The 16,934-nt window shown below is 59.2% G+C and carries 19 protein-coding genes; 9 read left to right on the plus strand and 10 right to left on the minus strand.

The annotated features are described in order from the left end of the window. Positions 1 to 161: 161 nt before the first annotated feature. Together ACMYR2_RS13425 and ACMYR2_RS13430 are read right to left on the minus strand one after the other, a co-directional pair. Positions 162 to 578 (minus strand): DUF1236 domain-containing protein, encoded by a 417-nt coding sequence (locus tag ACMYR2_RS13425; protein ID WP_040674109.1) that lies wholly within the window; start codon positions 576 to 578, stop codon positions 162 to 164. Between the two features lie 76 nt (positions 579 to 654). Then, positions 655 to 906: a GlsB/YeaQ/YmgE family stress response membrane protein gene (locus ACMYR2_RS13430; RefSeq protein ID WP_009797639.1), complete on the minus strand. Its 252-nt coding sequence runs from the start codon at positions 904 to 906 to the stop codon at positions 655 to 657. A 212-nt stretch (positions 907 to 1,118) separates the two neighbouring features. Here ACMYR2_RS13430 and ACMYR2_RS13435 point away from each other — a divergent pair, with 212 nt between their 5' ends. Next, positions 1,119 to 1,541, plus strand: coding sequence for a PRC-barrel domain-containing protein (locus ACMYR2_RS13435; protein ID WP_416193082.1), 423 nt, complete (start codon positions 1,119 to 1,121; stop codon positions 1,539 to 1,541). Between the two features lie 20 nt (positions 1,542 to 1,561). On the opposite strand, the gene ACMYR2_RS13440 is transcribed toward ACMYR2_RS13435, so the two are convergent. Continuing rightward, the gene (locus ACMYR2_RS13440; protein WP_416193083.1) at positions 1,562 to 2,197 is read right to left on the minus strand and encodes a PepSY-associated TM helix domain-containing protein; all 636 of its coding nucleotides are present in this window, start codon (positions 2,195 to 2,197) and stop codon (positions 1,562 to 1,564) included. 34 nt (positions 2,198 to 2,231) lie between these two features. Continuing rightward, on the minus strand, positions 2,232 to 4,106 hold the full coding sequence (locus ACMYR2_RS13445; RefSeq protein WP_416193084.1) for a TonB-dependent siderophore receptor: 1,875 nt from the start codon (positions 4,104 to 4,106) through the stop codon (positions 2,232 to 2,234). 907 nt (positions 4,107 to 5,013) lie between these two features. Between ACMYR2_RS13445 and exbB the strand changes: the two genes are divergently transcribed. From exbB to ACMYR2_RS13485, 8 genes are all read left to right on the plus strand, one after another. Then, the gene (gene exbB / locus ACMYR2_RS13450; protein ID WP_416193085.1) at positions 5,014 to 5,967 is read left to right on the plus strand and encodes a tonB-system energizer ExbB; all 954 of its coding nucleotides are present in this window, start codon (positions 5,014 to 5,016) and stop codon (positions 5,965 to 5,967) included. A 4-nt stretch (positions 5,968 to 5,971) separates the two neighbouring features. Continuing rightward, positions 5,972 to 6,448 carry a TonB system transport protein ExbD gene (gene exbD / locus ACMYR2_RS13455; RefSeq protein ID WP_416193086.1) on the plus strand — a complete coding sequence of 159 codons (477 nt, stop codon included), beginning with the start codon at positions 5,972 to 5,974 and terminating at the stop codon, positions 6,446 to 6,448. 90 nt (positions 6,449 to 6,538) lie between these two features. Beyond that, complete coding sequence (locus ACMYR2_RS13460) at positions 6,539 to 6,742, plus strand: hypothetical protein (RefSeq protein ID WP_416194097.1); 204 nt, start codon at positions 6,539 to 6,541, stop codon at positions 6,740 to 6,742. 138 nt (positions 6,743 to 6,880) lie between these two features. Next, complete coding sequence (locus tag ACMYR2_RS13465) at positions 6,881 to 7,972, plus strand: IS5 family transposase (RefSeq protein WP_416193087.1); 1,092 nt, start codon at positions 6,881 to 6,883, stop codon at positions 7,970 to 7,972. Then, positions 7,969 to 8,097, plus strand: coding sequence for a hypothetical protein (locus tag ACMYR2_RS13470; RefSeq protein WP_309774534.1), 129 nt, complete (start codon positions 7,969 to 7,971; stop codon positions 8,095 to 8,097). Before ACMYR2_RS13465 ends, ACMYR2_RS13470 begins: the two co-directional genes overlap by 4 nt. A 104-nt stretch (positions 8,098 to 8,201) precedes the next feature. Next, on the plus strand, positions 8,202 to 8,663 hold the full coding sequence (locus ACMYR2_RS13475) for a hypothetical protein (RefSeq protein WP_416193088.1): 462 nt from the start codon (positions 8,202 to 8,204) through the stop codon (positions 8,661 to 8,663). Positions 8,664 to 8,926: 263 nt separating this feature from the next. Further along, positions 8,927 to 11,218, plus strand: a complete 2,292-nt coding sequence (locus tag ACMYR2_RS13480) for a TonB-dependent siderophore receptor (protein WP_416193089.1) — start codon at positions 8,927 to 8,929, stop codon at positions 11,216 to 11,218. Between the two features lie 121 nt (positions 11,219 to 11,339). Continuing rightward, a complete protein-coding gene (locus ACMYR2_RS13485; protein WP_416193090.1) occupies positions 11,340 to 12,410 on the plus strand; it encodes a PepSY-associated TM helix domain-containing protein in 1,071 nt (356 codons plus the stop codon). On the opposite strand, the gene ACMYR2_RS13490 is transcribed toward ACMYR2_RS13485, so the two are convergent. From ACMYR2_RS13490 to ACMYR2_RS13515, 6 genes are all read right to left on the minus strand, one after another. Next, positions 12,407 to 12,853, minus strand: coding sequence for a ParB N-terminal domain-containing protein (locus ACMYR2_RS13490; RefSeq protein WP_416193091.1), 447 nt, complete (start codon positions 12,851 to 12,853; stop codon positions 12,407 to 12,409). The two genes, ACMYR2_RS13485 and ACMYR2_RS13490, sit on opposite strands and share 4 nt — an antisense overlap. A gap of 13 nt (positions 12,854 to 12,866) precedes the next feature. Next, on the minus strand, positions 12,867 to 13,853 hold the full coding sequence (locus ACMYR2_RS13495; RefSeq protein ID WP_416193092.1) for a type III PLP-dependent enzyme: 987 nt from the start codon (positions 13,851 to 13,853) through the stop codon (positions 12,867 to 12,869). Then, entirely contained in the window at positions 13,850 to 14,053 is a 204-nt protein-coding gene (locus ACMYR2_RS13500) for a hypothetical protein (protein WP_416193093.1), read from the minus strand. Before ACMYR2_RS13500 ends, ACMYR2_RS13495 begins: the two co-directional genes overlap by 4 nt. Positions 14,054 to 14,594: 541 nt before the next feature. Next, positions 14,595 to 15,098, minus strand: coding sequence for a DoxX family protein (locus ACMYR2_RS13505; RefSeq protein WP_416193094.1), 504 nt, complete (start codon positions 15,096 to 15,098; stop codon positions 14,595 to 14,597). Further along, positions 15,095 to 16,411, minus strand: a complete 1,317-nt coding sequence (locus tag ACMYR2_RS13510) for an APC family permease (protein ID WP_416193095.1) — start codon at positions 16,409 to 16,411, stop codon at positions 15,095 to 15,097. Before ACMYR2_RS13510 ends, ACMYR2_RS13505 begins: the two co-directional genes overlap by 4 nt. After that, positions 16,408 to 16,917, minus strand: coding sequence for a hypothetical protein (locus ACMYR2_RS13515; protein ID WP_416193096.1), 510 nt, complete (start codon positions 16,915 to 16,917; stop codon positions 16,408 to 16,410). Before ACMYR2_RS13515 ends, ACMYR2_RS13510 begins: the two co-directional genes overlap by 4 nt. Positions 16,918 to 16,934: the final 17 nt, after the last annotated feature.

A 16,934-nucleotide genomic window follows, 5' to 3' on the forward strand; every position in this document is an offset into this window, starting at 1 on the left:
TCAAAGGTGTGCGATTGCTCCCTGCATTCGCGGGCGGAAAGTGGCACTGGCCACGGTCGTAAGCGAACAATTTAAGGTCCCCTCGATCATTCGATCGAGGGGACTAATTTGCCAGGAAGCGCCTTATCGAAAAGGCGCAAAGCCATTTCGTCCGATGATGCCTAATCGATGATCTGCACCACACGACGCGTCCGTGGATCGACTAGCACAGTTTGGTCGTTCACAACGGTGTAGCGATAATTCGGTGCACCGTACTCAGCGGGAACGTCATAGTAGGTGACCCCAGCTTTTGGCAGGACGGCCCCAACGCGAACCGACTCGCGGTAATGAAACGAAGGATGGTGCTGCTCGACCACATATTGCCGGAAGCGCGGACGCTGATCGATACCCAGTATGCCGGCTACCCCGCCAGTGACGGCTCCGACTGCCCCTCCAACCGCACCACCGATCGGTCCCGCCGCTCGTTCACCTTCGCGAGCGCCTCGTTCCATGCCTCCAACCACGCCTTGGGCTATGGCTGATGCGGGCAAAATCAAAGCGATAGATATCGCGGCGATTTTGAAAAAAGAACGGATCATCAATTCCTCCTATCATTGGGGCGGTAGAGCAACTCGGGCGATTAAAGGAAGCCGTGCCGCGCGGGGCTTTCTCCATCTAAGAGCGAATGGCCCTTGCACCCCCGATAAGAATGCAAGCTCCGATAAACCCGGCAACGAGATAGCCAAGCCATCCGCCGAACGAAACGCCGACCAAACCGAGCAAAGCGCTGGCAACGGCGGCGCCAACAATACCCAAAAGGATATTCATAAGGATTCCGGTGTCGCTCTTCATAAAATTAGAAGCGATCCACCCCGCTAACCCGCCAATTATAATGGCCGCGATCCACCCAATACTCGCGTCGTTCATTCTGTAATCTCCGCTTCGTCCTGTGTCATGTAGCAGCGCAATTCCAAGAACAGTTATTGATCATTTGGGTTCCATGCCGCGAAAGGGAGTGCCGTGCAGTGACGGTCAATGAGCGCAGATAGCGGATCGGGAATGTGCCCCTGCGGTCCCGCCAAGGAACAATCGTCCCGGTGCTCTTGTTGTAAGTCCACCCATCCAAGAAGGAGATTTCCATGAGATTGATGTTAGCCGCGCTTCTGGCGTGCATTCTCGTTTCGCCCTTGGCGATTGCCCAAAACACTGCCCCAAGTACATCAGCCGCTGAGGCGCCTCATTCGGCGACAGGTCAGTGGAGAGCTTCCAAGCTGGTGGGTGTAGATATCTACAATGAGCAGAATGAAAAGATTGGGGAAGTGGATGATGTGATCATCGACCCATCCGGAAAGGTGGACGGTGTGGTTGTTAGCGCTGGCGGTTTCCTGGGCATGGGCGAGCACCGCGTTCTAATGAAACTGGATCAGATCAAGTTTTCTAACAAGGCCGGAACGACTTCCACCAGTTCGACAAGCTCGGATTCCAAGCAGTGGTACCCCGACCGGGGGACAGTCAACGTTACAAAGGATCAACTCAAAGCAATGCCTCAGTTCAAGTATTAAGCGATAGGCCAGCAAAACATTTAACCGTGCAGCCGAAACGTATCGTGGCGCACCCCCGTTCCTCTGCTTTTGGAAGCCGCTGGCAATGTCCGCGGTTTAGGAGGAGCCAGCGGACCGCGCGCGGACGCTCGGCACGATAAACGCCGAATCTTTGCTTGCATTGGTGGCGCGTAGACGGCGATACCGGATACAACGGCAACGCAGAACAGGATGCCCATCAGCCCGAGAAACAGCTTCCCCGGCAGGCCGGCGAACATATCCGTGTGCAGCTTGAGCATGATGGACGTGAAGCGCCCGGTGACGTCGGGCGCGTCGAGATAGGCGCCGGTATGGGCATCGATCCGGACGATGCGGTTGTCGTCCGGATTGGCATCAATGCTCCTGCCGACACTGACCAGCATCGCGTTCGGGTCGTCGCGGTCCCAGATCAGGAAATGCGGCACCTGTCCCGGCATCGCTGCCACGGCACTTGCCACCACGCGATCCAGACTCGCCGGCGGCGTGCCTTCGGGGACGACGGCCGCCTCGACCTGGTCATGCTGCAGATCGTCAATCTGTTCGTGGAAGATCAGCGGCAGCCCAGTGATGCACAGCATCAGCATGAACAAGGTGCAGATGATGCTGGACCACTTGTGGGTCCAGCTCCATTTGCGCAAGGCTTTTTGTGTCATTCCTTGCTCACTTCGTTGGTCACCACTTATAGGAAAGGCTCCCGGTGATACGACGCCGGTCGCCATAGAAGCAGTTATTGGGGCCACAGTTCGCGACATATATGGTGTCGGCGATATTGACCACATTGATCGCCGCGCGCCAATTTTTCGCCCAATCGTAGTGAACAGCGAGGTCGCCCAGCACCACGGAGGGCACCGCGCGCAGGTTGGTCGGATCGGCGAAGGATGAGCCTACGTAGCGCACGCCGCCGCCGAAGCCGAAACCGTCCAGCCAGTTGTCCCGGAATGTGTAATCCGCCCACAGCGAAGCAATCTGGCGCGGCGTGGATGTTGGGACTTTACCGATCAATGCCGGATCGAGATCCCTGCTGACAAACAAGTCATAGTTGGTGTAGCTCGCAACGACCTTGAAGTCCCGTGTGATATTGGCCAGGGCTTCCAGCTCGATGCCGCGCGACGTGACTTCGCCATTCTGCCTCTGGAACAAAAAGTTATTGGGATCGGTCGTCAGGGCATTTTTGCGCTTCAAATCGAACAAGGCGATACCGAACCGCGCGTTGAGACCTACAGGCTGATACTTCACGCCGACTTCGGTCTGCTCTCCGGTTTCGGGTTGCAGCAAATCACCGAGGGAGGTGAAGCCGACGATCGGACTGTAGCTTGTTGCATAAGACGCATAGGGCGCCAGACCATTGTCAAAGTTATAGATCAAGCCGCCCCGACCGGTAAACTTGCTATCCTGTCGACTCTGACTGGGTCCGCTCCGGTTATTGGCGACCAAATCCATCCAGTCGTTTCGGCCTGATAGAACCAGGGTGAAACGATTCCACCTGATCTGGTCCTGCAGGTAAAGCCCGGCCTGCGCTTGCGTCACATAGACGTCGAGAATATTCGATGGACCGTTGTAGATCGTGTTGGTGCTATAGACCGGATTAAGAAGATTCAAATCGGTGGCAGGCCCTGAACCCCATCTGTCATCGGTCGCGTAATGCCTCAAATCGAGGCCGACCAGCGTGGTATGCCGGAATGGACCGGTGGCGAAGCGATACTCGAACTGATTGTCCATGTTGAGCTGAGTCGCTTTACTTTGGGAGCGGAAGTTGTACCGCGCGAGGTCGGCTGCCGCAGGCGTGGTGGCGTAGCCATTTCCATACACGCCAGCGTTGTCAACATCGACCCGCGCGACGCGCCCATTCTGGCGAAATGTGGCGTTCTCCCAGATATGTTTTTCGAATTGATAACTGACCATGTGTTGCTCGCGCGCAAAACGGTCAACGGCGGGATCGCCAGTGAACAGCCTCGTTGGTATCCGGCCGAACGGAGCATCGGTCACGGTGCCGACATAGGGCAGGAAATTCGATGTCCTGGTCTTGTTGTAGGACGACATCGCGAACACTGTCAGTCGCGTGTCTATATCGGGCAGCCATGTCACGGATGGCGCTATGAAATAATTGTCATTATTGACAAAGTTCGTTTGCGTGCCACCGTTTTGAGCCTGACCAACGACTCTGTAGAGCATCTGGCCATTGCCGGGATGCATCGCGACAGGACCGCCGAAGTCGAACTGCGTATAAGCGTTGCCGAAATTGTTGACGCCGGCCTCGATATAGCGAATGGGCTCCGCGGGAGGTAGCTTGCTGACGGCGTTGACCAGCCCACCCGGCGCCGATCCGCCGTATAGAATTGACGACGGGCCGCGCAACACCTCGACCCGTTGAAGGTTGAATGGCTGCAGCTTAAAGCTGGCATAAGCGCCCCAGAAAAGCTGCAGGCCATCAAGAAACAGCGAGTCGTTATTCGCGGTAAATCCGCGAATCATAAACCAGTCATCACGGAAGTCCGTCCCGAAAGTCGCGGCAACGACACCTGGCGTATAGCGCAGGGTTCTCGTCAAATTTTGAAACCAGCTTTTGGTCCCGAATCTGCTCCGCGCCAATCACCGACAGCGACTGCGGAATTTCGATGATCGGCGTTGTCGTCTTGGTACCGGTCACGCTCTCGTTCGCGACATAACCGGTAACCGGACCTGCCCCGCGCTGCGTTGGGCCCACATTCGGTTGTACCGGCTGCTGCCGAGGCGACGGCGCAGCGACGCGAGCCGACGCGCGCGGCCGTGAAGCGGTTGGTCGCGGAGACGCGCGGCGCGCAGCTTGGCGCTGCCGCGGCGCTTCAACCGTGACCTGTGGCAAGGTCGACTGCGCGAAAGCGGTTTCAACGCCTCCGGCTTCAACGATGAGCCACCCTGCATCCGAAACATACAGATCGCAGCAACCAATTTCTGTACGCAATGCTCATTGAAATCCCCGCATTTCCCCTTCGCCCCTTCGACTTGTCGGGGTTCCATCAAACTGGCTCAATAAAGGAGATAAAGGGAGGCGCGCATACTCATGAATCTTAGAATTGATATAACCAAAGCCCTTCTGCTGGCACTGCTGCACAAATAACGCGATTGGAATTGTTTCTCTCGCTATTCAACCGATACGTCGCATCCGATGCGATATCACTCGGCGCCCCGTCGACAATGCGTGCGCCGCCATCGGTTGACCGGGCCGCGAATCCTCCGTCCGGCGATCTGTTATTTATCTTGCATCCAATATGCATCTGGTGACGCTGGCGACGAGCGGGGCTCGCGCAGTGTCTTTTTTTCTGACTGCGGAGCATGATAGGGGTGCCCATGTACGCAGCCTGATTTTCGATCTGAACAATGAAGCCCACATGTTTTGGGTTGATTTTGGAATGGTTTTAAATTGGTCGGCGCCTATGATCTTAATTTTCCGTCGAGCCGGGATGTGAACGCGTTGATGTTTAGGACGTCGCTGAAGACGATCTCACTCGCGGCTACGCTGACGATGTGGTCGCTGATTTCACCCGCGATCGCGCAGCAGAGCAGCGTGCCGCATCCGGCGTCGCCGTCCGCGCCGACGCCGGCATTGTCTGCACCGGCGACGCCGGCTCAGACATCCGCACCGTTGGCCTCCAGCGCATCGTCGTCTGCCACCAACGCCACGCCATCTCCCGCCGGTGACGCCGGCGCCAACCTGCTGAATCCGGACTCGGCATCGTCCCACGAATTATCGCCGTGGTCGATGTTTCTGTCGGCCGACATCATCGTCAAGCTGGTGATGATCGGTCTTGCGTTTGCCTCGCTGGTGACCTGGACGATCTGCATCGCGAAAATGGTGGAGCTGTCGCTTGCGCGGCGCAATCTCGGCACGGCGCTGAGGGAGATCAGCGAATCGCGGTCGCTGGCGGAGGCGCAAATGGCGCTCGGCGCAAGGGACGGCGTGCTGGCGTCATTGCTGGCTTCGGCGATGCTCGAGGCGCGGCTCTCGGCCGGCATTTCCAGCGACGCCGGCATCAAGGAGAGAGCGGCGTCGAGCTTCGCCGAAATCGTCCGCGCTGAATCCCGGCGGGTTCGGCTCGGCATGGGGCTGCTTGCGACCATCGGCGCGACATCGCCTTTCGTCGGCCTGTTCGGCACCGTGTGGGGCATCATGAACAGCTTCATCGGGATTTCGAAGGCGCAGACCACCAACCTCGCGGTGGTGGCGCCTGGCATCGCCGAAGCCCTGCTCGCGACTGCGCTGGGTCTCGTCGCGGCGATTCCGGCCGTCATCATTTACAATCACTTCGCACGGGTGACGAAAGGCTATATCGAACTCGTCAGCCGGGCGTCGGGATCGGCCGGCCGGTTGCTGTCGCGCGATCTGGACCGCACCCATGGCGGGGCCATCAGTTCGCGCGCGGCGGAGTAGATCAATGGGCGCATCGATTGCAGAAGGCGGCTTCGACGACGACGAGGATTACGCTGAAGCGCACGATATCAATGTCACGCCGTTCATCGACGTCATTCTGGTTCTTCTGATCATCTTCATGGTGGCCGCGCCGCTGTCGACCGTCGATCTTCCGGTCAACCTGCCGACGTCGAGCGCGACACCGCAGAAGAAGCCCGACAAGCCGACCTATGTCAGCATCAAGGCCGACCTTGCCGTCGCCATCGGCGAGACGATGGTCAAGCGGGTCGATCTGGTGCGGACGTTGGACAGCACGCCGAACATGACCAAGGACAGTTTCATCTTCCTGCGCGCGGATCGTGCGGTGCCTTACGGCGACCTGATGGACGTGCTGGAGATCCTGCGCGCGGGCGGCTTCACCAAAATCAAGCTGGTCGCGCTCGAGGGGGTTCCGGACGCCCAATCGGTTCCTGCCGCGGCTAACGCAAAGCCCTATGTCTGATCGCCTGCAGCTTTCGCGCGAGTTCTCGCTCAAAAATATAAACTAGCCCCATTGAATCTCACTCGGCGCGACTTGGATATCCTGCAATGGATGGCGGAAGGAAAAAGTGATTGGGAAATCGCTGTTATTCTGAAGGTTTCAGAACACCTCGTCGACAAGATCGCACGTCAGATTCGCGCCAAGCTGAATGCCACAACCGCGCGCGGGCCGTCGCGATTGCGCTCAGACATGACCTTATCCGATAGGTCAAGTACGGATACGCGTACTTGCTCCCTCGCCCTCCCTTTTGTTTGATAGTACATCACATGTCTTTGTCGACGAACTGAAATAAAAAGGGCCCGCGAAAGCCGTCCCTAGCAGGCCGTTGAAAAAGCCAATCGCGGTGGAGCTGTGAGCATGATTTATTGCTCCGAATCGATTTGGAGATGATGAGTGCGCGGTGGTGACAATCTGACTGGCGAGTTGTTCAGCTACGTTGATCTGGAGGCGCGGGTTCGGCGCGATCACCCGCTTCGCGCCATCCGGGTCATTGTGAATGAAGCGCTTGTCGCTTTGGAGCGGGAGCTCGCGGCGCTGTATTCGCCACTCGGGCGGCCGTCGATCCCACCCGAGAAGTTGCTCAGGGCGATGTTCTTGCAGGCATTCTACTCGATCCGCTCGGAGCGGCTGCTTATGGAGCGGCTGGAATACGACCTTCTGTTCCGCTGGTTCGTGGGCATCGGCGTCGACGATCCAGCCTGGGACCATTCGGTGTTCTCGAAGAACCGCGATCGGCTGCTTGAGGGCGACATCGCGGCCAAATTCCTGAGTGCGGTGCTGGCCCAGCCCAAGGTGAAGAAGCTGCTGTCGAACGATCACTTCTCGGTCGACGGCACGCTGATCGATGCCTGGGCTTCGATGAAGAGCGTCAAACTGAAGGGCCGCTCTGGCGAGCCGCCAGCCGGCGGCGTCGGGCGCAATGCCGAAGCCGACTTCCACGGCGAGAAACGGACTAACGACACGCATGCCTCGACCACCGATCCGGACGCAAGACTCTACAAGAAGGGCAAGGGCAAGGAGGCGAAGCTATGCTTCATGGGTCATGGGTTGATGGAGAACCGCCATGGCCTGTTGGTCGACGCCTGCCTGACGCTGGCCGGCGGACATGCCGAGCGGGCGGCGGCGTTGCACATGATCGAACCTCGCGCCGACCGGCCCCTGGCCATCACACTTGGCGCTGATAAGGCCTATGACACAGAGGACTTCGTCAACGAGTTGCGCGCGATGAAGGTGACGCCGCACGTGGCGCAGAACACAAGCGGCCGAAGCTCGGCGATCGGCGGGCGCACGACGCGGCACCGCGGCTATGCCATCAGCCAGCGTATCCGCAAGCGCATCGAGGAAGCGTTCGGCTGGATCAAGACGGTTGCCCGCCAGGACAAGACCCGCTTCCGTGGCCGCGACCGCGTCGAATGGGCCTTCACCTTCGCAGCCGCCGCTTACAATCTGGTGCGACTGCCGAAGCTCATGGCGGCGCCAGCATGACCGCGCCGTCTCACGGCCACGCCAAACTGCTCGACGGCGGCTCGATCCAGATCGCATTCGCCTATCACAACGGCGATCAAGCCATCCCCAAAGCCAGACGGAACACTTCTTCAACAGCCTGTTAAGGGCTACGTCAGCGCAAAGTGAAAGCCGGTTTTCGAAATCAAGGACAGGCCATGGGTTGATGCACCGCAGTTCAATCAAACATCCCCATCTCAGGAGATTGCCCATGCTGAAGCTTGTTAAGGATGATCTCTCCGTCCAGCCGGGTTCGCCGCCGCGTCAACAAGATTACAACCGGCGTCGCTTCCTCTCATGGCTGCGCGACGAGGTAGCCATCCTGCGCGCGCTCGGCATGGATCATCGCCGCATCGCCGCTGTCCTCGATATCGAGGAGCACGACGTGCGGGCGTTCAGCCCGAAACCGAGGGAGAAAACCCCGCGCCGCAATTTGCCGCGTCGTGCCGTCGAGGCGCTGCTTCATGGCCGCCACGCCTCGATCGGCGGCAGGACCGTCGCCAAGCGCAGCCGCCATCTCATCGAAATCGCCAGCGCTTACACTTGGGATGAACTCATGGCCGAGTCGGGAGTCGGATCCGTCACCGCAAACCAGATCCGGCTCTGGCTCGAAGAGCGTGGCAGGACGTTGCGGTGCGGGACAACAAACCCTCAATCGTACCCTACTGAATGATCTCTATTGTTTCAGCTCCTCAGCAAGAGCAGATTTCGTCCATTTTCGCCATATGCGAAAAGTGCGCATAGGCAATCGCGGCAACAATGGCATCGGGGAAAAAGGGCTCGAAGGCCCGTTCTACGTTTCCGCGCCGGATGCGCGACCGAACACATTCCACATCAACGGCTCTAATTTGTAATGATTCTACGCTTGAATCCTATCTGCACACGAAAGGATGTTGTAGAGGGGGTTTGGGGTGGATGATCAGACTTGGGGCGACGATGAATCCGTTGACGAAAAAACTTTACTGGGCGGTTTGTTGCGGTGCGGTGAGTTACCTCCCATTGTCCTATCAATTCGCAGAGGATGCGTACGCACAAGGAGCCTCTACTTCCTTGCCAGCCGTGACGGTCACCGCACCCAAGGTCAGGAACAAGAAACCGCGCACTGTTGCTCGGCGCGCGACCGCTCCGGTGAGATCGACTGCTGTTTCGCGCGTTGCCGCTCCGGTGAGATCGTCGGCTGTGCCGTACCTCACGCCTTCGACCGGCACGATCGGTCAGCCGCCGGCTCCCTATGCCGGCGGTCAGGTTGGAACCACCACGCGTGTCGGCATGTTAGGTAATCGCAATGTCTTCGATACGCCGTTCAACACGACGGGTTACACCAGCAAGCTTATCCGCGACCAGCAGGCGAACACCATCAGCGATGTCGCCGACAACGATCCCTCGGTGCGCACAAACTCACCGCGCTATAGCGGAATCGATGGTTTTCTGATTCGCGGCTTCCCGGTATTTTCGAGCGACTTTGCGTTCGACGGCCTTTACGGAGTTTCCGATTCGCGCCGCCCTGCTATGGAGCCTATCGAGCGGGTGGAGATTCTCAAGGGGCCAAGCGCCTTGCTGTATGGCATTTCGCCGTTCGGAAATGTCGGCGGAACAGTCAACCTCATTCCGAAGCGTGCCACCGACGATCCAATCACACGATTAACGACGGGCTTCGTGTCCAACGGAAATGTCGGGACGGCCATCGATTTCGGCCGCCGCTTTGGCGAGTACAAGGAATGGGGCGTTCGCCTCAATGGTGCCTATCGCGATGGCCGGACCCCGATTGCCTTCCAGACGGACGGATTCGGCGTCGGCGCGGCGGCTCTCGACTACCGTGGCGAGCGGTTCCGGGCCACGGTCGATCTTGGTTTTCAGAAGCAGAACCTGAAGGCACCAACGCGCGTACGCCGAGTGAGCCCGGGCTTTCCCATCCCGGATTCGCCCTCACTCTCGATCAACCAGCAGCAACCCTGGGAATACTATAAATCGAACCATCAATACGCGGCGCTACGCGCCGAATATGACCTCAATGATTTCTGGACGCTGTACGGAGCTTACGGTCACAGCAAATCTGATGAGACTTTCTTCGGTGGAATTCTCAATGTCACGAACGCACTGGGCGGGTTCACGTCACAACCGGCCCTCACTGTACAAGATGCCGATCGTGAAACCGGAGAGGTTGGAGTGCGCGGTCGTTTCGCTACCGGAGCAGTCAAACATTCAACCGTAATTTCGGCCACTGGGCTGTGGCAAGACAACGGAAATGCCAATACCAATGTCGGGCCATTGATCACGTCGAACCTCTATAACCCGGTCTATGTGGCTCCGCGCAGCGCGACGGGCCTGTCGCACAATGCGCCACTTATTTCGCGGCGGATCAATCAAAGCGTCGCAATCGCGGATACGATGTCGGTCCTCGATGATCGCGTGCTACTCACCGTGGGTGGGCGCTGGCAGGGTATCGATGTTGCTAACTTCGACAGGACGACGGGTGCGGTGACCTCGCGTCCGCAGAACGAGGCGATCACTCCTGCTGTGGCTCTCGTGGTAAAGCCAATCAATAACCTGTCGCTCTACGGCAACTACATCGAGGGCCTAACGTCGGCTGGAACGGCCCCAGTTGGAACTGTCAATGCTGGTCAAGTCCTTCCTGCGATTGTGGCCAAGCAGATTGAAGTCGGCGCTAAGTATGACTTCGGGGCTGTGGGCGTGAGTCTAGCGGCGTTTGAGATTACGCAGCCCAACGGGTTCACGAATCCGACGACCAACATCTTCTCGGTTGACGGCGAGCAGCGTAATCGCGGATTGGAGTTCAACACCTTCGGTGAGGTCACTCCGGGGTTGCGCCTGCTCGGTGGCGTGTCCCTCATCGACGGCGTGCAGACCAAGACGGTTGGTGGCCAATTCGACGGCAGGGCCGCGGTTGGCGTTCCGGATATTCAGTTCAACCTCTATGGCGAATACGATCTGCCCTTCTGGCGAACCTCAGGAGTGGCGACCCTGACCGGGAGGGTCATTTACACCTCGCGGCAATTTTACGATCAGGCGAACACGCAGCAGATACCGGACTGGACCCGGGCTGACATCGGAGCACGCTACGTCACCAAAGTCGATGGTAGGTTGCTGACCTTGCGTGCGGGAGTCGAAAACGTCTTCGGCTTAGACTACTGGGCAACGACAGGACGTGGCTTCCTCACCCCGGGTATACCGCGCACTTATCGTATCTCGGCGAGTATCGACTTTTGAAGCTGCGTGAGACAGTGACATTGTGAACGACCGTTCGGGGGCAGCAGCAGCCTGGACTCCCACGAGTTCCACAAGGCTGCGCCTTGCACTTGTCCGGCTACATCGTTGGCTTGGCCTGAGCGTGGGCATTCTCCTCGTGGTGATCGGGCTCACGGGCAGCTTCATTGTCTTTTATCGCGAGATCGATGCAGCCTTGAATCCGGGCCTATACACTCCGGCCGGGCCTCAGCACCGTCTCAAGGCCGCCGAGGTTATGCGGATTGCGGCCGTCGCCGATCCGGCGCCGATCCGATCGGTCATCGCTCCTGACCGGACCTGGCCGGTCTGGGTCGTGATGCACTCCCACGCGACGGAGAAAGCTAAGTATCCGAATCTCTGGACCACCATGATCGATCCCTCGAATGGGAAGGTGTTAGGCCGCCGCGACTACACCAACTGCTTTGCGTTCACCGTCTATCGCATGCACCATAATCTTCTGCTCTATGACTGGTGGGGTCACGAACTTGTCGGAGCGATCGGATTCCTGCTGCTTGGGATGGCTTGCTCGGGCCTATACCTATGGTGGCGGGAACGAGTCCGGTTCTGGCGCTCCGTCTCGATCCGTCGGCACGCATCGGGGCAACGTCTCATGCGCGATCTGCACAACACGGCGGGCTTCTGGAGTCTACCGTTGCTTGCTCTGATCGCCGTTACGGGTATTGGTATCGTGTTTCCAAGTGTCGTCCGTCCTTTGGTCGGCTTTGTCTCAACGACCAACCTCGACGCACCACCGACCGTCAAGCTTCCTCCCAACGAATCCGCACGATTGTCCGCTAATGCGATTGTTCTCGCGGCACGCACCGCCAAACCCGGCTACGAGCTAGCGCAATTGTCACCTCCGAATGAGACTCGCAACACTTGGCGAGTCCTGTTGCGCCCGCCGGGCTCCGATCCAGCCCTTCGCAGTCGTGGTGCCGTCTGGCTCGATCCCTGGACGGGCGCACTCGTTGACGACCGCACGCCTGATTCGCTGTCGCCGGGCGACCGCTATATGACCGGACAACTCTGGTTGCATAACGGATCGACCTTCGGCTTGCTCGGCCGTCTTCTAGTCTTTGCTACCGGATTCGTGCCGCTCATTCTCTTCGTCACAAGCTTTCAGATTTGGCGGTGGAGGCGCGCCGCAAAGAACCGAACATGCGCAATTGTCTAGAATAGCCAATCAGCGCTTCGGAGGCTATCACACTGGCCGCGATTGGACGTTCTACACAGCAAACATACCGAAACATTGCACGTTGGCAGTGGCGATGGAAACCGATGGCGCGTGGTTTTCGGCGGGTAGAGATCCTGCGCCCTGGCGCGGCGCACGATCTCTTGCGGCGTAACGAGATAGCCCTCTCGCGTGGCAATTACCTCCACATCACCGTAGTCAAGCAACAGGCATGGCACATAGGCCAGCTTGAGTTGCAATGCGGCTTGCAACCGATGATGACCATCCATGACTGCCATGCTGTTGTATTCCAGCACAATCGGGATGCGCCAGACTTGCTCGCGCCGGAGCGTTTCCGCCAGGCTTGCGGCATGTTCGGGATCATGGCACTCGTTCGGCAGGATCGCGTCGGCAAGAACGAAGTGGACGGGTAGCGCACAGAGCACGGCCAGCTCCTTCCTAATCCAGATAAACCCGTTCCGGATGCGGATGACTTAAAAAGTCATGATGTGAAATGTGCCAGCCATAGGCGCCCGCCAGCAGGAAGGCGATGCAGTCACCCGCGCGCAGGCGCTCGACCCGGACGTCGCAGGCAAGCGTGTCTTTTGGTGTGCACAGTTCGCCGCACAAGGTTACGGGAGTCTCATGCACGGCCGGGCGCGGGAACGGGTATGGCCAGACTTCGCGCGGCAGCACCACGAACGGATGATTGTGTTGCCATGATGCCGGCAGCCGAAAATGGTGAGATCCACCGCGCAGTATCGCGAAGTGCTTTCCGTGGGTGTGCTTGAGGTCGGTAACGTCGGCAAGGTAATAACCGCAGTCCGCAGTCAGAAAGCGCCCGCATTCGAAGACGAGCTGGAAGCGCGGCCGGCGCGCGACGATCAACGCCGCCAGGCCGGTGCAGAAACCTTCCCAATCGAATGACGCTTGCGGGTCGGCATAGTTGATGCCGATGCCGCCGCCAGCGTTGAGCCAATCGAATTCGAGTTGATAGCGCTGCTGCCAAGCGTGCGCCAGATCGAAGTAATATTGGAGCAAGGCGAGATGCGTCTGGGCATCCAGATTGTTGGAGATGGAATGGATATGCAGGCCTTTCAGACGCACGCCGGGCAGGCCGAGCGCTAGTTCGATCAGGGCCGGTATCTGCGCCTCTTCAATACCGAACTGGGTCGCCTGCCCTCCCATGCGCAGTGTGGCTTGCTGCGGCACGGATGCCGGGTTGACCCGCAGCAGGATATCCGCCCGCTGATTGCGGCGGCGCGCGATCCAGTCGAGACGTCGCAACTGGTGCTCGCTTTCGACATGGATCAGCAGGATACCCTGATCAATCAGGCAACGGCGCAGCGTGTCAGCGCGCCGGCGCAAATGCGCCAGATCGTACAGGTAGGCGCACACCGGTTCAGTGCGGCCGTCCAGGTAATTGCGTAAGTGTTGCAGGTTCATTGCCCGCTGTCTTTCATTTGATGCCGTGCCAGATGGGCCGCCATGGCACGGCGGCTGATGCCGCGATCATCGCCCAGGATGAACATGCGCACCTGGTCCCGATGCCAGGCCTCGCAATCCTCCGGAGCGCGCGGCAACGCGCAGAACGTTTTGCCATGCTGCAAAGCCGCCGTGCGAATGCGCGACACCGCCGCGCGCACCTCCGGGTGGCGTGTCTGCCATTCGTCCTCATAACAGGATAAGTCCTATTTCACGTTTTGTGAACTTCCAAAGGCTTTGAAAGCTCAACTTTCAAACTGTGTTGCCGCCCTGTCACGGACCCCAGACATACCGATTAACAAAATGGTACGTCAAGTATATAATTAGGACAACATTCCCATCTGGCGACCAGGTCGTCCAAGCTGGACAACAGTCGGCCGGGCATGGGAGATGGTTTCGGCCTTTGTAGTTTAGAATGATGCGGGTGATCTTCCCGTAGCGGCGCCAACATCAGTCAGGACGGACGACAGCCCCGTCCAACCCGGCCCCATCGCATAGAGTAGCGCTAAGTGTGAAGAGCTCCATCGCGCTCGACATCTCCACCTTGGAGAGGTCAGCGTGACGCTGCCCAGGCTTATTACTGCGGATTCCAAACGATCCAAGCAGCGGCGTTGCCAGGATGCCGATTGCCGATTCTCAGGAACACAACAGCCGCAATCCTGCGAGTTTTCCCTGCGTCCCCATACTAATGGTCGTCTCTCCTCATTCACCATCAGCTAACGCATTCCGCCGGCTGAGCTTCGGTCGCCAAGCGCGCGCATCGAGCGACCAGCGACCTGATCCGGACAGCAACATGAAGGTTGCGCCCATCAGCATCGCCCAGTCGGTGCGCGCCTCATGGGTGAAGCTCAAGAAACCATAGCGATTGAGATCGCGGAGACTGAATATCCACCACTTGCGGCCTAACAGGATCGGGATCTTCGTGGAGATGATCGCCACGATCATGATGACAATGATCGGTACGGCCGCCGCGCGCGAAGCATAGCCAATCAGGAACATGATCCCCGCCAGCAGTTCAATCACGCCGACGAACGGCCCAAAGAACTCCGGCCAGGGAATGCCGATTTTAACAAAACGGCCAGCACCAAGAATGTCGGCATGCGTCAACTTCTGCAGGCCTTCGGGGATGAACACACCAGCGAGCGACAGGCGGACGGAGATCGCCCAGGTTGCTTCGCCGGGAGAGAACCACCAGGACTGTTTCATGACAGCGTATTCCTATTCGTTGCTGCCCAAAGGCGCGGCGCCAGAGTCTTCCAAGCCAGACCGATGAGAATGAGGCCAAGGCCCACAACCCAGATCGTGACCGGCACCCAGAAGGCGAGGAACAGGCACGCGATCAGCCCGATGATGGCGACCCAGCGCGGATAGAGCCGATCCTCAGGCGGAAGCCTGAGCGCCGCGAGATTGGTGATCGCATAATAGATGAGGACGGTGAACGCGCTGAAGGCCCAGGTCGTTTCGACGCTGCCGATCAGGGCGAGGCCGCCGACCGCGAGGCCGACTAGGATCACGGCTCCCGTCGGAGCGCGGCCGTCACCCGACAGGCGGGCGAACAGCGGCGGCGCATCGCCCTGCCGGCCCATGGCGAGCACGATGCGTGACAGGCCGATGATGAGGTTCAGCAGCACGCCCAACATCGCCATCACCGCGCCGATCGCAATCAGTTGCGGGAGGAATGCCACATCGAGCGCTCGAGCGACGGGTTCGAGCGGCGTGGCACGCTCGGACACCGATCCCGCGAAGCGATCTGCCCCGACCGTGCCGATCGCCGCGACCGCGACGAGAACGTAAAGCACTGCCGTCACCGCCAGCGTGACGATGATCGCCTGCGGGATAGATGTGCGCGGCTCCTTCACTTCCTCGCCCAGCGTCGCAATGCGCCCATAGCCGGTATAGGCGACGAACATCAGCGCGGTCGCATAGAAGAAACCGTGCAGGGCCGGCCCGTCGGTGGCCGGGAAGAAGGGCGAGAAATTACCGGCCGTGCGCAGGGCGCTGGGCAGACCGGATGCGACGAACGCAGTCAGTGCGAGCAGCGTCACCGACACGACCGCAATATTCATCGCGCTTGATCGCTTGAGGCCTGCGAGCACGAGCAGCGTGAACAGCACTACCGCGACGAACGCGATCCACGGCATCGCGGTCTCTCCATCACCTAGTAGGCGGAGCAGATAGCCGGCAAACCCCAGCGCCGCGGTCGCTGCTGACGCCGTCTTGGCACACAGGAACATCCAGCCGGCCGTGAACCCGAGCGAGGGCGTCAGGTAGCGGTAGCCATATTCATAAGTGCCGCCACTTACCGCGTGGGCAGCGGCAAGCTGCGCGCTCGACAGCGCGTTGCAGGTCGCGACAAGCGCAGCGAGCAGGATCGCGAGGATAGTCGCGGGGCCGGCCGCGCCCGCCGCGATGCCGATGCTGACGAACACGCCCGTGCCCACCATCGAGCCCAAGCCCAGCATGGTGGCGCCGCCGACGCCGAGATCGCGCCGCAGCCGCTGGTGATTTTCGCGGGTCACTGTCGAACGCCACTTGTAGGCGCGGCTAGATCGAACACCGGCTGATCATTCAGGAAGGGAACTTGCTCGGCCTGATGGCAGTCCTGGCACGCCGCTTTAGCGCGTTCGAATGCAGCCCAGGCGCGCGCCGGATCGCCTGATTTCAGATCGGCATCGACATCGCCCCATGCCAGCTCCAGGAACATTGCCTCAGCATTCTCGCGGCGCTTGGGACGCTTGACGATGCCATTTTCGATCGTCGTACGGATCTTCTCCCAATGGTAGGTGGCAAGCGGATAATTGCCGCGTTCCAGTGCAGCGTGGACGCGCTCGAACCTTTCGCCCACTTCCCACATCGGCTGATCGAATCCGCGAAGCTGTCTCTGGAGTAATGCGAATCGCGCGGCATCATCGGGCGCCCCTACCAGCCAATCGTTCGGGCTGTTGGCCTTCGTTTGTTGCTCCCTGTCGCCGCATCCGGCCAGTACTACCGTTAGAATAAAGAGTGGGTACAGCATTTGTTTCATAGGGAATCCTTTTCCCG

Source organism: Nitrobacter sp. TKz-YC01 (assembly GCF_047824785.1).
Taxonomy (GTDB): domain Bacteria; phylum Pseudomonadota; class Alphaproteobacteria; order Rhizobiales; family Xanthobacteraceae; genus Nitrobacter.